The organism is Acinetobacter sp. ANC_7503 (genome assembly GCF_056780035.1).
Map to the genome: position 1 here is coordinate 238,537 of NZ_JBWYJA010000002.1, position 19,577 is coordinate 258,113.

The window sequence follows — 19,577 nt, forward strand, 5'->3', positions numbered from 1 at the left end:
GATGAATGTAGATTTTCGATGTCACGAAAGTGACAGCATATTAGATTGCTCAGGAGGGTTAATCAATGCCTATAACCGTACATGCAATAACTTCGCTTGATAATGTTGAAGTTCGTGAACAGCTTGAGCGCTTATATGACACCAGTCCAGAATTTAGTGACGGACAAGATGCCATTGAACAACTTGAGCAAAACTTAACTCAGTATACCTTACTTTACACGGCAGAATTTAATACAAAGATCATTGGGGCCATTTGGTCAACTGGACAAGGTGAAAGTCGAACGCTTGAAAATATCGTAGTTCATCCGGCTAACCGTGGACGTGGTGTCGCAGAGCGCTTAGTGAGTGAAGCATGTCGAATGGAAGAAGAGAAAGGCGTTAATCATTTTGAGCCTGGATGTGGTGCAATACATCGTTGTTTAAGTAGTTTGGAAAAAATTTAAAACTATTGTTCGATTTTAAATATTAAAAGTCAGTCAATACTGGCTTTTTTTATTGGATTTGTATGTATTTACATCGAATAATCTAAATGTTGTTTTAAAAACATCCATTTGTTTAAATATCCCAAAAACTTGCTTGACTATATCGAGATGAAACTGTTTAATACGCGACATCGGCGTGATAGCTCAGTTGGTAGAGCAACGGATTGAAAATCCGTGTGTCCCCAGTTCGATCCTGGGTCTCGCCACCATATTCTTTTAAGAATTTGTATTTTCAATCTCTGATCCCATCAGAGATTTTTTTTTGGGTAAAATTTACTCGAACAAATAAAAAATGCATGATTTTTATTGACTATTGAGCTCAGTTACGGCTTAATACACCCCATCGGCGTGATAGCTCAGTTGGTAGAGCAACGGATTGAAAATCCGTGTGTCCCCAGTTCGATCCTGGGTCTCGCCACCATATTCGAAAAATCCTCAACAATGTTGAGGATTTTTTTTGCTTATAAAATAATACAAAATGAATCGAAGTCATTCATCATCCATTTTTTTGATGTGCTAAGGTTGATTTCTCGATCAAATTCAGAATAAAAAATGAAAGACCTATTTTCTGATCAAAGTGAGCTTTATCAACAAGCTCGTCCAAGTTATCCACAAAGTGTGATTGACGAAATCTTCAAATATGTTCAGAACTATGAAATGGCTTGGGATTGTGGGGCAGGTTCAGGACAATTCACCCGCTTATTGGCTCCGCATTTTAATCAAGTCATTGCAACGGATATAAGCGCAGCACAACTTCAGCAAGCCCCAGCAATAGATAATGTAATTTACCGAATTGATAATGCTGAACATAGCAATTTTAAAGCACAATGTTTTGACCTGATTACAGTTGCCCAAGCCATTCATTGGTTTGACTTCGAGTTATTTTTTCAAGAAGTCTATCGAACACTGAAGCCCCAGGGTGTCTTTGCAGTGATTGGATATGGGCTTATTGAAGTGGAGAATGAGGAGCTTCAAAGCTGTATTGAAAAGCTATATCACCAAGTATTGAAAACATATTGGGAGATTGAGCGTCACTATATTGATCTGAAATATCAAACGATTCCATTTCCTTTTGAAGAAATCCCGACCTGTGAGCAGCACATGCATTGTAAATGGCGGATTGATCAATTGATTGATTATTTAAATACATGGTCAGCTTTAAAGAAATATCTTAAACAAAATACGCAAGCCAATAATCAGGCGACACAAATCTTAAGTCAGATGAGCCAATATGCCTTAACTTTGAATAATGATACCGGTCATAAATTTAATATTCGATTCCCAATATTTTTACGGATCGGTAAATTGATAAATGCTCCTGTTTTATAAAATTTCTTAATGGTCGTGAATGAGTCTTTTAGCAAGGCATACAACTTCTTTTTCGTCATATCCCAATTGTTCATAAAAGTTTTGAATATCAATAAATTCTTTTTGCACTAAAAGCTGAACTTCTGGACAACCAAGTGCAATCAATCTTTTTTCCAAATGTTGAATCAACGCTGTAGCAACACCATTCCGTTGATGATTGGGATGTACCGCGAGGTAATTGATCCACCCGCGATGACCGTCGTAACCACCCATTAATGTTGCGATAATGAACTGATCTTTCACAGCCACCAAGAATAAGTCATCTTTTTGTGCAGCCTTCCTAAAAATATCAATTTCCGGATTATTCCATGGTCGTGTTAGATCACATCTTTCCCAGAGTTGAATGATGTCTTCTAAGTCAGTCTCAATATAAGGACGAATGATAAACATGATGCGCTCAAATGGTGGTTAATTTTAATACAGAGATTAGCCTACTCTGATGAAATTGATAACTCATAATCATCTTATGTGTCTATTTTCTGCTTTACATTTATGCAGTCTTTTTTAGATAGCAAGATAAATATCAATAAAAAAGATTTGTCTGTGACGTGAGTCTAACAACTCTTGTTAAGTAAATGATATTTAAGATAAATGGTAGTTGTGTTTGGCTGAAATGTTTTTAAAGATGGCTTTTATTACGTTCAGTGAGAGCGATGGGGAATGAGACAATTTAAGCAAGTTTTGTGGGGAATCTGTGCTTGGGGTCTTTCGAGTATGAGTTGGGCGGCACATCCTAACAATGGGCATTTTAAATTACTGCCAGACGATCAGTTAAGTTTGGTCAATGCTTTAGGTATTGAGGAATCTCAAATTCGTGAAATTACATCTTTTAAATCTCAGGATTTAAACCATTTAGAAAATTTCGTGAGTGATAGAAAAAGGATTCATTATACAAAGGATGAAGAGCAACCTTTTAAAGCGCTTATGGACTTAACATCTATGAACTCTTTACAATTCAATGGACAGGTTTTGGAGCAGCGGTTTGATCTTCAAAATCGGCAGATGTACATTAAATTTGGCCCAATTCGTGTTGACCGAATGGAGATGCAGTTAAATATGGATGGAGTTTACCAATTAGGTCATATTTTAAATCCACCACAAGCACTTCTTTCGTCAGCTAAATTTTAACTCCATTGATATTTATTTGATGTCCCATAAAAAAAGAACCTCTATTACGGAGATTCTTTTGGGATTAAAGCCTGTGCACACCTTCTGTGTTTTTCTTGCCTAATTTTTAAAGTAACGCATAAAAAAGAATCCCCAAAGATGGGGATTCTTTTTAGATTAAAGCCTACGCGGACTTCGTCCTTATCTTACGTAAAAAGAAAAGCAGTGCTTTCTTTTTTTACTCAGGCTTTAGGCCTTCAGCTTTTTCTAAAGTTTCATCATTGTTGAAGAACTTTTCACGTTGTTCTTCAAGAAATTTTTTTGCATCAGCTTCAAAGACATTTAAACGTTTTTCATTGATTAAAGTAGTTTGATGCTTTAACCATTCTCCCCATGCTTGCTTAGAAACACTATCAAATAGTTCCTGACCTTTAGGACCAGGGAATGGTGCAAAATCCAAACCTTCCATTTCTTTTTGATACTTACGGCAAAATACTTGGCGAGACATATCAATTCTCCAAAAATATAATCAGAAATTAAGCGTAAAGAGCTTCTAAACGCGCATGAGCACGCTCAATTGCTGCTTCAACTTGAGCAGGTGCTGTTCCACCGATGTGGTTACGTGCATTGACAGAAGCTTCTAAAGTTAATGCTTTTTCAAAGACGTCAGCTTGAATTAAATCAGAGAATTGTTGAAGTTGTTCAAGCGTAAGTTCTGATAAATCCTTACCTTCTTGTACGCCAAGCGCAACTGCTTTACCGACGATTTCATGTGCATCGCGGAATGCAACACCATTTTTCACTAAGTAATCAGCAAGGTCGGTTGCTGTTGAGAAACCACGCAGCGCAGCTTCGCGCATTTCAGGAATATTTGGAACAAGTGCAGGAATCATGTCTGCGAAAGCCATCAAAGAGCCTCGAACTGTATCGATAGCATCAAATAGTGGTTCTTTATCTTCTTGGTTGTCTTTGTTATATGCCAAAGGTTGACCTTTCATGAGGGTAAGTAGACTCATTAAGTCGCCATATACACGGCCTGTTTTACCACGAACAAGTTCAGGTACATCAGGATTTTTCTTCTGAGGCATAATCGAAGAGCCTGTGCAGAAGCGGTCAGGAATATTCACAAACTTGAATTGTGCAGATGTCCAAAGAATTAATTCTTCAGACATGCGAGATAAGTGCATCATGATGAGTGATGCCGCAGCATTAAACTCAATACCAAAATCACGATCAGATACAGCATCTAATGAGTTTTCTGCAACTGCTTCAAATCCTAAAAGTTCTGCTGTATAAGCACGATCGATTGGATAAGTGGTACCTGCAAGCGCAGCAGAACCTAAAGGCATGCGATTCACGCGTTTACGGCAGTCAATCAGGCGTTCTGAGTCACGTACCAGCATTTCAAACCATGCCATTAAATGATGTCCAAACGTCACAGGTTGTGCAGTTTGAAGATGGGTAAAGCCAGGCATAATTGTATTTGTATTTTTAGCAGCCAAACCTAGAATGCCTTTTTGCAGTTTGTGTAATAACCCTAGGATGGCATCAATTTCATCACGTACATACAAACGAATATCCGTTGCTACTTGGTCATTACGGCTACGACCTGTATGTAATTTCTTCCCTGTAATCCCAATACGTTGAGTTAATCGAGATTCAATGTTCATGTGAACATCTTCTAAATCAATACGCCATTCGAAGTTGCCAGCTTCAATGTCCGCTTTAATTGCGGTTAAGCCTGCGATGATGTCATCACGCTCTTGTTCAGTGAGTACACCGACTTTTGCCAACATCGTTGCATGTGCGATTGAACCTGCAATATCTTGTTTATAAAAGCGTTGGTCAAATTGGACAGATGCTGTAAATTCAGCGACAAAGGCATCAGTTGCTTCGGAAAAACGACCGCCCCACATACCTGAAGTTTGGGCTTGTGACGGATTAGAGGAATTAGAAGATGTGGTCATGTCGGCTCAGTAAAAGAAAAAGCAGTAATTTTGCATCCAGTATAACAAATTCAAATCAAGATGCCGAAGTCTTGCCTATGGATAATTCTTCAAAAGATAAACAAGAATTTATCGATGCCAATTTCTTTGTACGTATTGGGCAGTGGCAATATTTTGCAGAGCTGTTTATTGCCAGTATTTTTTTGGCGTTGTTGCTGTGCCTAGCAGAGTCACAGTCTTGGTCAAATTTACAGACATCACAGGTGATCAAGTATGTGCTTTATATCAATTGGGTGGTATTGGTCTTTATCGCCGTAATTGATTTATTTAGGGAGTTTTGGCAAAAATTAACCACTTGGCAGTCTGCGATTTATACATTTGTACTATTAGAACTCATTATCCTGTTCACTACTTGTAGTTTGAATTTCCTGTTTTTTTGGGGGAGTAACTTTTCTTTACAAAAATTTTCATGGTTACTTTTATTTGATCATGTGATTTTACATATGAGCTATGGTGTATTGTTGATCACTTTTTGTTTACGATATATCTATGTTCGTGGTGAGTGGTTAAAGCAGCAACAAGGTGAATTGAATGCTCGAATTCAAGCCATGCAAGCAAGAATACATCCACACTTTCTTTTTAATAGTTTAAATAGTGTGGTGAGTCTGATTGGGAGTGATCCAGATAAAGCAGAGCAAATGCTCATCGATCTTTCAAGGTTGTTTAGAGCAAGCTTTCAAGAGCTGAAAATTGTCACATTAAAAGAAGAAATCCAATTGTGTGAACATTATTTGGCGGTTGAAAAGCTAAGGTTGGGTTCGAGATTAAATGTGGAATGGAATATCTTACAACCAGAGCAGTTGGGCCAAGCAAGTATCCCTTTTTTAACTTTACAGCCTTTAATTGAGAATAGTATCTTTCATGGGGTAGAGAAAAAGTTAATTGATGCAAAGATTGTCATATTGGTTGAAATATTACAAAATCAAGTCACTATAGTCATTACTAACCCTTATATAGCCGATAAAATGGCCAATAGGGAGGGGAATGGTATTGCGATAGAAAACGTGAAACAGCGTTTGAAAGCACACTATGGGTATACGGTACAGTTTAGGAGTCATGCAGGTAATGGAATTTACACGACTGTAGTCCAGTACCAATATAAATAAAATCAAGTTAATACATTAAAATAAGCAACGTTAACTTGAACAAGGAGGAACAATGGACATCCTAATTTGTGATGATGAGCCACTCGCGGTTGAGCGCTTATCTCGCTTGGTTACTCAATTGGGGCATCAAGTTGTTGCAACTGCGCATCATGGAAAAGAAGCTTTGACCTTAGTGCAACAATATGAGCCTGATGTAATTTTACTTGACATCCAAATGCCTGAAATGGATGGTTTGACATGTGCTCAGCATCTTTCACAGCTAAACCCAATGCCTGCCATTGTTTTTTGCACGGCCTATGATGAGCATGCTTTGACTGCGATTCAGGCACAAGCGAAAGGCTATTTATTAAAACCGATTATCAAATCAGAATTAGAAAATACACTGAATAATTTAACTAAACTTACTCAAGCTCAAATGTCAAATATAGAACAAAAAGAAAATATGGAAGAAAAACATCAGCGTCAGCAAATCGCTGCGAAAACCTATCGTGGTCTTGAACTCATTCCTATCGAAAATATTTACTATTTTCTGGCTGATCAGAAATACGTAACAGTACGACACAAAAACGGCAGTGTGTTGATTGATGAGACTTTAAAAGATCTAGAGCGTGAGTTTTCAAATAAATTTATACGAATTCATCGAAATGCGCTGATTGCATTGGATTATTTGGATGGATTGGAGTTGGTTGCTTCAGGCCAGTATCAAGTTCGTTGTCGTGAACTTGAAGAGAAATTGGCGGTCAGTCGCCGTCACTTACCTTTGCTTAGAGAAAGAATGCAAAATATTTAGTTGCCTAAAATTATAATGATTGCCGAACAATTCACTTGCAATTTTGGGACAGCAGGGTAAGTTTAGGATGTCTAAAGTTTGGCAGCATTAAAATGATCAAAACCTTAAAAATTGCAACTCGTCAAAGTCCATTGGCTTTATGGCAGGCGGAGCATATTCGTGAGCGACTTGAGACCCTACATGCTGGTCTAAAAGTTGAGTTGGTGACGTTTGTGACCCAAGGTGATAAAATTTTAGACACTCCTTTAGCCAAGATTGGTGGAAAAGGTTTATTTGTTAAAGAGCTTGAAGCTGCATTACTTGATGGTCGTGCAGATCTGGCTGTCCATTCTATGAAAGATGTGCCGATGGCGCTCCCAGAAGGATTAAGTCTTGCTGTGATTTGCGAGCGAGAAGATCCTTTAGATGCTTTTGTTTCGAATACTTATAATAAGTTTGAAGATTTGCCCCTCGGAGCCAAAGTGGGAACTTCAAGTTTGCGTCGTAAATGTCAAATTTTAAAAGCTCGTCCAGATCTTGAGATTATAGATTTACGTGGAAATGTAGGCACGCGACTATCTAAGCTTGATTCGGGGCTTTACGATGCCATCATTTTGGCAAGCGCAGGTTTAAAGCGTTTAGGTTTAGCACAGCGTATTCGACACACGCTGGATACACAGACGAGTTTGCCCGCAGTTGGCCAAGGCGCATTAGGTCTTGAGTGTCGAGGTGACGATGCACGCGTATTAGAGTTGATTCGACCTTTATTACATGCAGAAACTGATGCGTGTGTTCGTGCAGAACGGGCATTTAATGCTTATTTGGAAGGTGGGTGTCAGGTACCGATTGCGGGATATGCGACTTTAAATGATCAACAGATTCAATTAGAGGGGCGCGTTGGCAGTGTGGATGGTCAAACATTATTGGTTGCTAAAGTAGAAGGTCCAGTTGAAAAAGCTGAAACGTTGGGTGTTTCACTAGCAAAAGCTTTGATTGACCAAGGTGCTGCTGATTTATTAAAAGCACTGTATAAATAAAAAAATGAAATGAAGTTTATCAATACTCGACCTGCAGATCGTGCTAAGCCTCTCAATGAGGCACTGGTACGTGCAGGATATGAGCCTATCGAGCTATCTGTACTAGAGTTGGCTGCTGTTCATTGGAGTGATGAACTTGATCAGCTCTTTCAGCAATTAATTTCAGCACAAGTGATTGTGGTCGTCAGTCCAACAGCCGTTGAAGTTGGCATGCAGTTTCTCGAAAAATCGGGACTTAGATTGACCGATTTAAATCATATCAAATGGATTGCAGTTGGCCGGAAAACAGCTGAAGCTCTAAGTCGATATGGTGTTAAAAGTTTAGTTCCAGATGTTGAAACATCTGAAGGAATGTTAAGTCTTCCGGTTTTAACACAAAATGCTGATCTCAAACGTATTGCGTTTTGGCGGGGAGAAGGTGGCCGTCAGTTCATGATGCAGCAGTGTCGTACTGCTAAAATTGAAGTACTTAATTTTGTTTTATACTCCCGCTACTGCCCAAGTGATGCTCAAGATAAATTTAAACATCTACTTGAAGCATTCAATGCAAATCCACAACCTTATGCTGTATTGATTAGTAGTGAAGCCAGTTGGAAAAATTGGCTGAGTTTATGCAAAAATTATCCTGTATTTATGCAACACGGTCATTACTTGGTTTTAGCGGATCGGTTATATCAGATCGTGTGTATGTATCAACAGACCTCAAATACTAAATTTCAAATCACTCAAATTGCGGACTTAATGCCAGATACGATTTTGTCGCAGCTTGAAAGTGAACATAGGCACTCATGAAGAAAATTTTATATCTATTCATTTTAGGCTTAATCATTTGGTTGATTAAACTCAGCTATGATCATTTTTCATTACAAGAAAAAGTTGAGTTGCTACAACAAACTCAACATAAATCAGAGCAATTAGTGGCAAGTTTGAATGATCAGTTGGTAGCAATTCAGCGCTCAAATCAGCAGGTTTCGTCTCAATCCAATCCACCTCAGCAAAACAATAATCAACAAGAAATTCAATCTGAAATCAATCCAATCAAACTCTTAAGTCAAAAATTAGAGCTAATTCAATTTGCCTTAGATCAACATGAGTTTGCATATGCACTTGAGCAACTCAATCAACTGGATCAACTGGTTGAGCGCTTGGCTTTGGCAGATACATTGCAGGTTTCAATGCATCGAGCTGTTGAGCATGATCAAAAAATGATTCAACAATATGTTGTGGCAAAAAATATTCAAATTGCTCAGTTAGGTGACTTGCTTGAAAATATTGATGCAAATTTGAAAAATGAACAACAAGTACAGCAACTCACGAGTGATAACTCTTCGCAATCCTCATGGTTTGAGCGTGTATTCAAAGTTGAACGCGTTGATGAACAGATGCCGGTATTACTTAATCGAAGATTAGTTTTAAAAGAAGTTCAATTGAGAGTGTTATTTGCTCAAAGAGCACTACAACAAGGACAATACATTGACTATCAAAATGCACTGACCTCAATTATCGATGAACTGGATCAACTGCCTGATGCTGTGGCAATCAAAATAAAAAATAAAGCGAAACATCTCAAACAAGCACAACTTTTACCTGTCCCTAAATTGAACAGTAAAGCAATTTTAGAGGGCTAATCATGAAACATATTTTTATAGTTTATGCATTAGTTGGTTTAATGATATTAGCCGTGTTAAGTGTGCTGAGTTATCAAGAAGGGCCAGGTTATATTTACATACTTTGGCACGGTATTCAGATTCAAACGAACCTCTGGTTTGTTTCATTTTTTCTTCTATTCGTTGCTTTATCTCTTCATCTTTTATGGTTTTGGGTTGGAAAGATGAGATCAAGAGAGCAGCGTAAAATTCAACAAGTTACAGACTTTTCAAGGTTACATACGTATGAAAAATTAGGTGTTTTGTGGGTTTTGGAGGCCAACACAAAACAGCGAGAATATTTACAACCTGTGTTTGAGAACTCAGGATTACTCAAAGAGGTTATTCAGTCTCGTATATGGTTGAAGCAAGATCGTATTGATGATGCGTTGAGTGTTTTACAACAAAGTCCTGCAGATGCTTTTGAATTGGCTGAACTCCAGCGTATTGAAATTTATTTAGCTCAAGAGCTTCCAGATCAGGCTTTAACCCATTTAGAGTTTTTACATGGTCATATGCTGTCACCTTGGTTAAAAGATCTTGAAGATGCTTATCAGCATAAGTTGAATCATCTATGGGGTAGATTTGCGATTCAATATCCATGGCATTATTTAAAAGCCACGCAATATGGTCATTTAGATTTGGAACATAAAAAGAAATGGCTTTTAAAGCTACTCAATGATTTTGACAACGTTTCAAATACAGATTTAGAGCTTATTCAAATTCGGTATGCTCAAATGAGTGATCAAATTGTGTCGTCTTCATATGGTATTAAATCGTTATGGTTAAAACTTATTTCTCGCATTCCTGAGATGGCTTTTGATGAAACTCAACTTTCTTTGTCTTTATTAGAAGAACGGTTCGATCAGGATATTTTTTATTTATGGTTTCAACAACAATTGTTAAAACAAAATCCTGATTATGAAATGCTTGAAAACCAGATTGATCATTTTGAAATGAAATATCCTGGATTACCGATTTTGAGTTTTTCTAAATGGCATATTTATACTGCGACTCATCGTGAACAGGATGCTGAGGCATTATTGCAATTATATCCTGATCACCCTTTAATGAACTATTTAAGAATTAAATCTGTATTAAAAGGCGATGCTGTATTAACTCAGCAATTGAACAGTGTCTTTGAGACCCATAATAAATTTATTCAATTTAAGTTATGAGAATGATGAATGAAACAAATGAATGAGTACAAAGTCATTACCCATCAAAAAGTCGCTTGGGGTGATATGGATGCTTTTGGACATGTCAATAATGTGATTTATTATCGCTATATTGAAACTGCTCGAATAGAGTATTTGAATCAATTAGAAATCTTAGCGTTAGATATTAATACTGTTGTGGCTTCAAATAGTTGTAAATATCTTAAACCAGTGTTTTATCCTGATTATTTACGCATTGGAACTAAAGTGGTTGAATTGCGTAACTCTGCCTTCAGGATGGAATATACAGTTTGGAGTGAGCAACAGAATGAAATTGTGGCAATTGCTGAGGCCGTTATAGTTTGTGTGGATAAAAATACAATGCAAAAGGTTTTGATTCCAGAGCATATTAGAGAAAAAATAATAGAAATAGACTCGGTTAATTAATGTGTTAAATTATTTGTTTTATTTATGTATATTAAATAACATGATGGATTGATTAAAATAATTTATAACAATAAGATGGCGCTTTATAAATCTAATAATGATATTGAATTTTTTGGAGTAAATGTTATGCCTGATATTAGTAATTTATCTGTTGAAGAGTTAAGAAAGTTAACTGCTGAAGCCCAAGCTTTGATCGAGTCTAAGAAAGATCAGGAAATTGAAGATGCTTATCATCAGATTACTCAAATTGCTGAATCAGTGGGTATGTCTTTAGAGCAATTCATTGAATATGGTGCACAAAAGCGTAAGAAAAGCACGCGTAAATCTGTAGAGCCTCGTTATCGTAATAAAAATAATACTGCGGAGACTTGGACAGGGCGTGGAAAGAAGCCACGTTGGTTGGTTGCAGAGCTTGAAAAAGGTGCCAAATTAGAAGATTTCCTTATCTAATTTCACTGATTTGTCATGTAATGACACTAATATTAAAAAAACCAAGCAAATCTGCTTGGTTTTTTTATAAGTGAATTGGAGAAGTGTAAAATTTATGCATAATACCAAGATAGAAAATTTTCAAACATTTTGCGGTTAATTAGACTTAGATGTTGGTATACATGGAATGATAAAAAAATCAAAAAAAATGGTGTGGTTAAGCGTCGCTATCTTCGCTTTTTTATTATTTGTTTTTTTACAAGTTCCAGCATCGTGGCTCATTGCTAAATTTTATAAAAATAATCAAATTTTAAAAAATGTCAGTGGCAATATCTGGCAAGGTCAAGCAGATTGGCAAAAAGGAAATCTTGCAGGTTCTGTCATCTGGCAAACACGTCCTCTCGATCTGATTTTATTAAGAGCTGGTGCCAACTTAGAAATACATAGTGGTCAGACGCAACTCAACGGTGTGGTGGGTTATGGGCTTGGAAAAAAAATAATTATCAAAAATATGAATGGAAATATTGCCCCTGAAACACTCAAAACATTTGTGGATTGGCAATGGCCTCAGAATAGTATTCAGTTGAAGGATGTAGCATTTCAATTCAAACAAAACGATGGTTTTGCAAAAACCGCCGGAGAGATGCAATGGGGTGGTGGTACGCTAACTTATACCTTTGCCCAGAAACAAGAACGAATGAATATGCCATCTTTAAAAGGGCAATTTTCAGACGAAGCTGGAAAACTGCTCATTGATGTACAAGATCAGCGCGGGCAAAAAATGGCCAACCTTAGTTTAGATCCTGCATTAATGTTGGATGCACAGGTGACCCAAAGATTATTAATGAATGTGCCTTCATATGATGGTAAAGCTGGTTTGGATACCTTTGTTGTCAGTACGAGACAGCCACTGCTGAGTGGAGGCTTCTAATGAAGGGATTCCAAGATAAGTTTTCACAAATTTCATTTAAAGATTTAGATCGAATTGCTCCGCTTACTTTATTTATTCTGATTTTAATCTTAATGTGGAAGCTCGCTTCATTATTTTGGTTGGTGGTTGCACCACCGCAAGTCATGCAAGTTGAGCGAGTCGCATTAGGTTCGCAGCAACCTCCTGTTCCGAATATATCGAGTTTCTCTTTGTTTCAAGAAACAGGTGCGCAAGTGAGTGGTGCTGATGCTAATTTAGCGCTTACGTTGCAAGGGGTTGTGGTTTCGACGCCAAGTAGTCAATCTTCAGCCGTGATTAAAGTGCGAGAGGTTGCTGATCGTTATACCATTGGACAAACTTTGGAAGGAAGTTCTTATCAGCTTTCAGAAGTATATTGGGATCATGTGGTATTGAAACAGCCGAGTGGTGCGACGACTGAGTTGAGATTTACTGGAATAGAGAATCTTAATCAGCCACTGATACCTGATGCACAGCAAAATTCTGCTAACGTAACACCGAATTCTGGTCAAACGACCACTCAAAATGCCATTGGTCAGGCAATCAATCAAATTCAAGAAAATCGTGAACAATACTTAAGTAATATGGGTGTCAACACTGACAGTGGTCAAGGTTATGAAGTCACGGATCGAACGCCTGCATTTTTGAGAAGCAAACTGGGATTAAGACCTGGTGATCGCGTTTTATCCTTGAATGGGCAGTCAGTCGGTCAAGGACAAAGCGATGCACAACTGCTAGAACAGGCTAAACGAGAAGGTAAAGTTCGCATTGAAGTAAAACGAGGTGATCAAGTGATGACCTTCCAACAAGAATTTTAAAATGTGTAAATTTGCATAAAGTATTAGGAAATATAACAAGTTATGGATTTTTTAAATCGAAATCGGTCACTTTGGGCGATGGTCGCAGTAGCACCAGTATTGGCTGTCGCAAGTACCGCTGCGCAAGCGCAAACTTGGAAAATTAACCTGCGTGATGCAGATTTAACTGCATTTATTAATGAAGTGGCAGATATCACGGGAAAAAACTTCGCAGTTGATCCGCGGGTTCGGGGTAATGTGACGGTCATTTCAAATAAGGCTTTAAACAAAGCTGAAGTCTATGATTTGTTCTTGGGTGTGTTAAACGTTAATGGCGTTGTTGCTGTACCTGCGGGTAACACTATCCGCTTAGTCCCTGACAATAATGTAAAAAATTCAGGTGTGCCTTTTGATGCCTCTCGGAACGCACGAGGTGATCAAGTGGTCACTCGTGTCATTTGGCTGGAAAATACTAACCCCAATGATCTAATACCCGCGTTAAGACCACTCATGCCGCAATTTGCGCATTTGGCGGCGGTACAAGGTACAAATGCGCTTATAGTCTCAGATCGTGCGAATAATATTGCACAGCTTGAAACGATTATTCGTAATTTAGATGGAACGGGACAAAACGATATCGAGGCTATTAGCTTGCAGTCTAGCCAAGCTGAAGAGCTGATAGTTTTGTTGGATTCAATGTCTTCTACGGGTGGTGCCAAAGACATTTCAGGTTCTCGAGTACGTATTATCGCAGATGCACGTACTAATAGGATTTTGATCAAGGGTGATCCAAGTACTCGTAAACGCATTCGTCAAATGATCGAAATGCTTGATGTTCCTTCAGCTGATCGCTTAGGCGGTCTAAAAGTATTTAAGCTTAAGTATGCAAGCGCAAAAAATTTGGCTGAAATTTTACAAGGTTTAGTATCTGGTCAGGCGGTGAATAGTACCAGTAATCCAAATAGTTCAAGCTCCAATTCAAGTGCTAGTAACTCATTAATTAATAATACCTCGAGTAATACGTCTTCAAATGGGAGTGTGAATACCCCAGCGATTAATTTGAATAGTGGTTCAAATCAAAATCAACAAGATATTACAAGTTTTAATAGTAATGGCGTGAGTATTATTGCTGATGGTGCACAAAATGCATTAGTGGTAAAAGCAGATCCTCAACTCATGCGTGAAATTGAATCTGCTATTCATCAACTTGACGTGCGTCGTCAACAAATTCTCATTGAGGCTGCTATTGTTGAAGTTGAAGGAAATGACGTAGATCAATTGGGTGTTCAGTGGGCACTAGGTGACATCAGTAGCGGTATTGGTGTCATCAATTTTGATAAAGCGGGTGTAGGGCTGAGTCAATTGGCTTCTGGATTCCTTGGTAATGTAGCTACGGGTGCTGGTTTGATTGGAGCTGGTGCTTCATTGGCCTTAGGTGAATATAAAGAAGGTGCGAATGGATCGCGTAAACTGTATGGCGCACTGATTCAGGCATTAAAGACCAATACTAAGTCGAACTTATTGTCTACACCATCGATTGTCACCATGGATAACGAGGAAGCTTATATCGTTGTGGGTGAGAATGTCCCATTCCAGACAGGATCTGTGACAACGACAGGTGGAACAGCAAACCCTTATACTTCAATTGAGCGTAAAGATGTTGGTGTAACATTAAAGGTCATTCCGCAAATTGGTGAAGGTGGAACAGTTCGTCTTGCTGTAGAACAAGAAGTATCCTCGGTGAAGCCAGATAGTGGTGAGGCGAAAGACTTGGTGACCACTAAGCGTGCCATAAAAACCTCGATTTTGGCTGAAAATGGTCAAACAATTGTACTGGGTGGTCTGATTTCAGATGATACTAAGTTAACGCGTCAAGGCGTCCCAGGTTTAAGCTCGATTCCTGGTTTGGGTAGACTGTTTAGAGCAGATGCAAAGAATAATGTGAAAAGAAACCTACTCGTTTTTATTCATCCAACAATCGTAGGAGATACGGCTGATATTCGTAGATTGTCACAGCAACGCTATGATCGTTTATATAGTTTGCAGTTAGCACTGGATGGTGATGGGACATTTAAGAAGTTACCGGATAATGTTGATGATATCTTCCAACAGCGGTTGCCTGTATCAAGTACTCCTCAACCCGTCAAGCCTATCGTAGTGCCATCACCGCCTCAAGCAGTAGAGCCACAGGTACAGCGTTATACTGCTCCAACAGCTCAGTCTAAGCCAGTAGGGCGTGTGATTGAACGTCCAAATGTCATCGTGACTCAGGATCCTGTGGTGAAATCAACGCGAGTGCTGCCAAAGCCTGTGATTTACAATCAAGTTGCCACAACAAATACAAACAATGCCCAAATCGTGGTGGAAACCCCTGTCGCGATTGAGCCAAAACAAGATGTGCAAAGAACACAAAATACGGTCACAACCACGATATTGAGACCATCTCGATAACATGCGTTCAATGTGAATCTCGAAAACAGCCATGTTAAAATGTCAAAACTTGAATAATGGATCGAAACTATGACTTGGAAATTACAAACAATTACTGGCGAATTTGCGGGTAAAGAAGTTGATATCGATCGAGACATGTTGGTGGGTCGTCATCAAGATGCAGATATTTTGATTCAGTCTGCAGATGTATCACGCCGTCATGCTGCTTTGTTTCTAAAAGAGCAGGTGCTCACTGTTCAAGACTTAGGTTCGTCAAATGGCACGTTTATTAACGATACAAAAGTTGCTGAAGGCGAAACTATTGTTAAAGATGGCGATATTCTGCAATTCGCTAGCCATAAATTTTCAGTTTTAGCACCTGCGCAATCTGCACAAACATTACAAGATGTTCAGCAGCCTAGCGAAGCAATCGCAACAGCTGAAATTTCTTCAAAGGTTGCAGTAGAGAAGACAGCAGCAGCTGAAATGCTTGAGCAGGGTATGCCTGATCTGAAAGAGCGAGATAGCTCAGTTCAGCTTACTCGAGATGGTATGCCTCAAAATGTAGGAATTCCTAAACCAGCGCCAATTCCTGAGGGAGTTGATGTTAATACAACTGTCAATAAGCATGAAGCGTGTGAGGTAAATATTCCTGCAGCTTGTACGGAAAAAGAGTTGGAAACTCAAAAAAATGCCAATATTGGCTTAATGGCATTATTGGTGTTAGTGATTGTGGCACTGGTTGTCTGGTTTATTTTCAACTAAGTTGCATGTGATTTTTTAAGGCATGCTTTCGCATGCCTTTTTTTGTTAGGTTTAAAATAATGAATATTGCGAATTTGGAACAGCGTGACTTAATTCTTTTTGATCTGGATGGAACTTTGGTTGATTCGGCATTTGATCTATATCGTGCCATGAATATGAGTTTGAATGTATTAGAACTGCCTTTGGTCACAGAATCTCAAGTTCGAAATTGGATTGGCAAAGGGACTTCATTGTTCTGTCAGAGTGTTTTAATGCATCTGACTGGGCGTGTAGAGCCTTCTGAGCATCAACAATTATTGGATACTTTTTTAGAAATTTATAATGCCGAACCGTGCGTGGATACGCGTCCATTTCACGGCATTATCGAATTTTTAGAGTGGGGTCGAGCTCATCAAAAAAAAATGGTGTGTGTCACGAATAAGCCGGAATTACCCGCTAGAAAAATATTGGCTGAATTAAAGATGGATCACTATTTTGTGGATACGGTGGGTGGAGATCGTTTTGAGGTGAGAAAACCAGATCCTAAACCTTTGTTGCATTGTGTTGAGGCCTTTGGAACTGATGTGGCAAATACCTTGATGATTGGTGACTCATCGAATGATGTAGAGGCAGCGCGCCGTGCGGGTATTGATTGTATTGTCGTAAGCTATGGTTATAATCATGGTGAAGATATTCAGTTATGTAAGCCGCAACAAGTTGTTGATGATTTAACTGTGTTGATTTCTAAATAAGTTGTAATAAATAAAGAAGGGTAGAGGAATGAATAGTTTTAATGTTTTTCGATGGCGTCTCTCAGCGCAGACCTTATAGAACATTCAATATGCATCGAAAACTACAGAGAATTCCTCATGACAACGTCAACTCAATTTCAACAACTTCAATCACAAGGTTTTAACTTAATTCCAGTTTATCGCCAACGCTTAGCAGATACTGATACTCCATTGTCAGTATTTGCACGTTTAAAACAACATCAACAAGCCTATTTATTTGAGTCTGTAGAAGGTGGTGAAAACTGGGCGCGTTATTCCATTATTGGTCTAGGTGAGTCAACCGTATTCTCTTGTAATGCAGGACAATTAACAATTCAGAATGCTGACGGTCAAGTCGAATCGTTTGAGTGTCAAGATCCTTTCCAGTATATCCGTGACTTTCAATCGCAGTTCAAAGTGCCATCAAAAGCAGAACTTCCAGATTTGCCTAACTTTACAGGGGGCTTGGTGGGCTATCTAGGTTATGACGCGGTACGTTATATTGAACCGCGTTTAAATAACGTTCCTGATGCTGATCCTGTTGGATTGCCAGATTTATGGCTCATGTTGTCTAAAACAGTTGTAGTTTTTGATAATTTAAAAGACACGCTATTTATTATCGTACATGCGGATACACAGGATGCGGATGCTTTTGATAAAGCACTAAGCCAGCTGGATGAAATTGAATCATTACTTGCCACACCGGTGAGCTTGCAGGCAAAGCCTCACACGGCCCCTCATTTTGAATCATTAACAGGTAAAGAAAAATTCTTAGAATCGATTGAAACTGTTAAAGAGTACATTCGTGCGGGTGATGTGATGCAGGTGGTTCCTGGTCATCGCATGGTATCGGACTTTGATGGTGATCCTTTACAAGTATATCGCGCATTACGTCATCTTAATCCTTCACCATATCTGTTTTTAGTACAAGGAAAGACGCTTAGTGATGAAAAGCCATTTTATATTGTGGGCTCATCACCTGAAATTTTATCGCGTTTAGAAAATGGAGTGGCGACTGTGCGCCCATTAGCGGGCACACGACCACGAGGTAAAACCAAAGAAGAAGATTTAGCGCTGGAAAAAGATTTACTTTCCGATGAGAAAGAAATCGCAGAGCACTTAATGTTGATTGATTTGGGTCGCAATGACATTGGGCGTGTATCAAAAATTGGTAAAGTGCAAGTCACTGATCAAATGGTGATCGAACGTTATTCACATGTCATGCATATTGTTTCTAATGTGCAAGGGGAAGTTGCGGAAGGCGTAGATGCTTTGGATGTTTTTAAAGCAACATTCCCTGCAGGAACACTTTCTGGGGCACCAAAAATTCGTGCTATGGAAATTATTGACGAAGTTGAGCCAGTAAAACGTGGAATTTTTGGCGGTGCTGTTGGTTATTTAGGCTGGCATGGTGAAATGGACATGTCTATCGCAATTAGAACCTGTGTTATTCGCGAAAATAAGGTTTATGTACAGGCTGGTGCGGGTCTTGTTGCAGACTCAAATCCTGATTCTGAGTGGAATGAAACCCAAATAAAAGCTCGCGCAGTGATCAAAGCGGTTGAATTATCATCAAACGGATTGATTTTGTGAGTTTTTAGGGTTTTTTTTGAAAAAAACACTTGCACGGATTTCAAGTTTTGCTAAACTGCACACCGTTCCGATACGAAACGTACGAAACACTAAGAAACGCCGGCATAGCTCAGTTGGTAGAGCAACTGACTTGTAATCAGTAGGTCCACAGTTCGAATCCGTGTGCCGGCACCATCTTAGAGAGTTTAAGTAGTCGAGTAAAGAACAACACTGAAGTAAGTGTAAATGGTGAGATTCCCGAGCGGTCAAAGGGAGCAGACTGTAACTCTGCCGCGTAAGCTTCGAAGGTTCGAATCCTTCTCTCACCACCAATTTTAAAACTTCGATCTAGTGTCTTACCAATATGCGGGAGTAGCTCAGTTGGTAGAGCGGCAGCCTTCCAAGCTGCATGTCGCGAGTTCGACCCTCGTCTCCCGCTCCATCGAAGTATTAAATGCTCTTATAGCTCAGTGGTAGAGCACTCCCTTGGTAAGGGAGAGGTCTCGAGTTCAAATCTCGATAAGAGCTCCAGATATACAGTTTAGTAGAAATTTCTACAAAGTTTTAAAGAAAGCAGGCTTATTAGTCTGCTTTTCAAGTATTTAAAGTGTCATTTTTTTTGGCGACAGGTCGATACTGAACAATCTTAGAATTGTGTTCGACGTAAACGAGGAAGATCTCATGGCTAAGGCTAAGTTTGAACGTAATAAGCCACACGTTAACGTGGGCACAATCGGTCACGTTGACCATGGTAAAACAAC

20 protein-coding genes, 6 tRNA genes and 1 pseudogene are annotated in these 19,577 nt (G+C 38.9%); 24 read left to right on the forward strand and 3 right to left on the reverse strand.

Annotated elements, in window-relative coordinates; all coding sequences use genetic code 11:
• Window positions 1-65 precede the first annotated feature (65 nt).
• The 4 genes from AC1M9M_RS05060 to AC1M9M_RS05075 all read left to right on the forward strand — a co-directional run bounded on the left by AC1M9M_RS05060 (window position 66) and on the right by AC1M9M_RS05075 (window position 1,811).
• Window positions 66-443, forward strand: coding sequence for a GNAT family N-acetyltransferase (locus AC1M9M_RS05060; RefSeq protein WP_481588832.1), 378 nt, complete (start codon window positions 66-68; stop codon window positions 441-443).
• Between the two features lie 172 nt (window positions 444-615).
• Window positions 616-691: transfer RNA gene (locus AC1M9M_RS05065), tRNA-Phe, on the forward strand.
• 136 nt (window positions 692-827) lie between these two features.
• Window positions 828-903 (forward strand) — tRNA-Phe (locus tag AC1M9M_RS05070).
• A gap of 131 nt (window positions 904-1,034) precedes the next feature.
• Window positions 1,035-1,811 (forward strand): class I SAM-dependent methyltransferase, encoded by a 777-nt coding sequence (locus AC1M9M_RS05075; RefSeq protein WP_481595776.1) that lies wholly within the window; start codon window positions 1,035-1,037, stop codon window positions 1,809-1,811.
• 6 nt (window positions 1,812-1,817) lie between these two features.
• Here the strand turns inward: AC1M9M_RS05075 and AC1M9M_RS05080 are convergent, their stop codons facing one another.
• Entirely contained in the window at window positions 1,818-2,240 is a 423-nt protein-coding gene (locus tag AC1M9M_RS05080; RefSeq protein WP_179999046.1) for a GNAT family acetyltransferase, read from the reverse strand.
• Between the two features lie 270 nt (window positions 2,241-2,510).
• Here AC1M9M_RS05080 and AC1M9M_RS05085 point away from each other — a divergent pair, with 270 nt between their 5' ends.
• Window positions 2,511-2,978: a hypothetical protein gene (locus AC1M9M_RS05085; RefSeq protein WP_481595777.1), complete on the forward strand. Its 468-nt coding sequence runs from the start codon at window positions 2,511-2,513 to the stop codon at window positions 2,976-2,978.
• 217 nt (window positions 2,979-3,195) lie between these two features.
• Here the strand turns inward: AC1M9M_RS05085 and AC1M9M_RS05090 are convergent, their stop codons facing one another.
• On the reverse strand, window positions 3,196-3,465 hold the full coding sequence (locus AC1M9M_RS05090; RefSeq protein ID WP_035267550.1) for an oxidative damage protection protein: 270 nt from the start codon (window positions 3,463-3,465) through the stop codon (window positions 3,196-3,198).
• Window positions 3,466-3,493: 28 nt separating this feature from the next.
• The gene (gene argH, locus AC1M9M_RS05095; RefSeq protein WP_051586571.1) at window positions 3,494-4,924 is read right to left on the reverse strand and encodes an argininosuccinate lyase; all 1,431 of its coding nucleotides are present in this window, start codon (window positions 4,922-4,924) and stop codon (window positions 3,494-3,496) included.
• Between argH and AC1M9M_RS05100 the strand changes: the two genes are divergently transcribed.
• The 19 genes and pseudogenes from AC1M9M_RS05100 to AC1M9M_RS05190 all read left to right on the forward strand — a co-directional run.
• Window positions 4,915-6,069, forward strand: a complete 1,155-nt coding sequence (locus tag AC1M9M_RS05100) for a sensor histidine kinase (protein WP_180028783.1) — start codon at window positions 4,915-4,917, stop codon at window positions 6,067-6,069. The genes argH and AC1M9M_RS05100 overlap by 10 nt on opposite strands.
• 52 nt (window positions 6,070-6,121) lie before the next feature.
• Entirely contained in the window at window positions 6,122-6,859 is a 738-nt protein-coding gene (locus AC1M9M_RS05105; protein ID WP_481595778.1) for a LytR/AlgR family response regulator transcription factor, read from the forward strand.
• Window positions 6,860-6,954: 95 nt separating this feature from the next.
• Complete coding sequence (hemC, locus tag AC1M9M_RS05110) at window positions 6,955-7,875, forward strand: hydroxymethylbilane synthase (RefSeq protein WP_035267604.1); 921 nt, start codon at window positions 6,955-6,957, stop codon at window positions 7,873-7,875.
• A 9-nt stretch (window positions 7,876-7,884) separates the two neighbouring features.
• On the forward strand, window positions 7,885-8,667 hold the full coding sequence (locus AC1M9M_RS05115; RefSeq protein WP_481588836.1) for a uroporphyrinogen-III synthase: 783 nt from the start codon (window positions 7,885-7,887) through the stop codon (window positions 8,665-8,667).
• The gene (locus tag AC1M9M_RS05120) at window positions 8,664-9,503 is read left to right on the forward strand and encodes a hypothetical protein (protein WP_481595779.1); all 840 of its coding nucleotides are present in this window, start codon (window positions 8,664-8,666) and stop codon (window positions 9,501-9,503) included. Before AC1M9M_RS05115 ends, AC1M9M_RS05120 begins: the two co-directional genes overlap by 4 nt.
• Window positions 9,504-9,505: 2 nt before the next feature.
• Entirely contained in the window at window positions 9,506-10,699 is a 1,194-nt protein-coding gene (locus AC1M9M_RS05125) for a heme biosynthesis protein HemY (protein ID WP_481590122.1), read from the forward strand.
• A 9-nt stretch (window positions 10,700-10,708) separates the two neighbouring features.
• Window positions 10,709-11,125 (forward strand): acyl-CoA thioesterase, encoded by a 417-nt coding sequence (locus AC1M9M_RS05130; protein WP_035267539.1) that lies wholly within the window; start codon window positions 10,709-10,711, stop codon window positions 11,123-11,125.
• 126 nt (window positions 11,126-11,251) lie between these two features.
• Entirely contained in the window at window positions 11,252-11,575 is a 324-nt protein-coding gene (locus AC1M9M_RS05135) for an H-NS histone family protein (RefSeq protein ID WP_035267603.1), read from the forward strand.
• 166 nt (window positions 11,576-11,741) lie between these two features.
• A complete protein-coding gene (gene gspN, locus AC1M9M_RS05140; protein WP_092766456.1) occupies window positions 11,742-12,485 on the forward strand; it encodes a type II secretion system protein N in 744 nt (247 codons plus the stop codon).
• The gene (locus tag AC1M9M_RS05145; protein WP_481595780.1) at window positions 12,485-13,321 is read left to right on the forward strand and encodes a type II secretion system protein N; all 837 of its coding nucleotides are present in this window, start codon (window positions 12,485-12,487) and stop codon (window positions 13,319-13,321) included. The genes gspN and AC1M9M_RS05145 overlap by 1 nt, the downstream gene beginning before the upstream one ends.
• A gap of 42 nt (window positions 13,322-13,363) precedes the next feature.
• A complete protein-coding gene (gspD, locus tag AC1M9M_RS05150) occupies window positions 13,364-15,751 on the forward strand; it encodes a type II secretion system secretin GspD (RefSeq protein WP_481595781.1) in 2,388 nt (795 codons plus the stop codon).
• Window positions 15,752-15,820: 69 nt separating this feature from the next.
• Window positions 15,821-16,495: an FHA domain-containing protein gene (locus tag AC1M9M_RS05155; protein ID WP_481595782.1), complete on the forward strand. Its 675-nt coding sequence runs from the start codon at window positions 15,821-15,823 to the stop codon at window positions 16,493-16,495.
• Window positions 16,496-16,554: 59 nt separating this feature from the next.
• Window positions 16,555-17,226 (forward strand): phosphoglycolate phosphatase, encoded by a 672-nt coding sequence (locus tag AC1M9M_RS05160; protein WP_180028791.1) that lies wholly within the window; start codon window positions 16,555-16,557, stop codon window positions 17,224-17,226.
• Window positions 17,227-17,343: 117 nt separating this feature from the next.
• Window positions 17,344-18,837, forward strand: coding sequence for an anthranilate synthase component I (gene trpE / locus AC1M9M_RS05165; RefSeq protein ID WP_481595783.1), 1,494 nt, complete (start codon window positions 17,344-17,346; stop codon window positions 18,835-18,837).
• A 98-nt stretch (window positions 18,838-18,935) separates the two neighbouring features.
• A tRNA-Thr gene (locus AC1M9M_RS05170) sits at window positions 18,936-19,011 on the forward strand.
• 53 nt (window positions 19,012-19,064) lie between these two features.
• A tRNA-Tyr gene (locus AC1M9M_RS05175) sits at window positions 19,065-19,148 on the forward strand.
• A 34-nt stretch (window positions 19,149-19,182) separates the two neighbouring features.
• Window positions 19,183-19,258 (forward strand) — tRNA-Gly (locus tag AC1M9M_RS05180).
• Window positions 19,259-19,272: 14 nt separating this feature from the next.
• Window positions 19,273-19,347: transfer RNA gene (locus AC1M9M_RS05185), tRNA-Thr, on the forward strand.
• A gap of 150 nt (window positions 19,348-19,497) precedes the next feature.
• Window positions 19,498-19,577: pseudogene (locus AC1M9M_RS05190) on the forward strand (hypothetical protein); the annotation flags it as partial.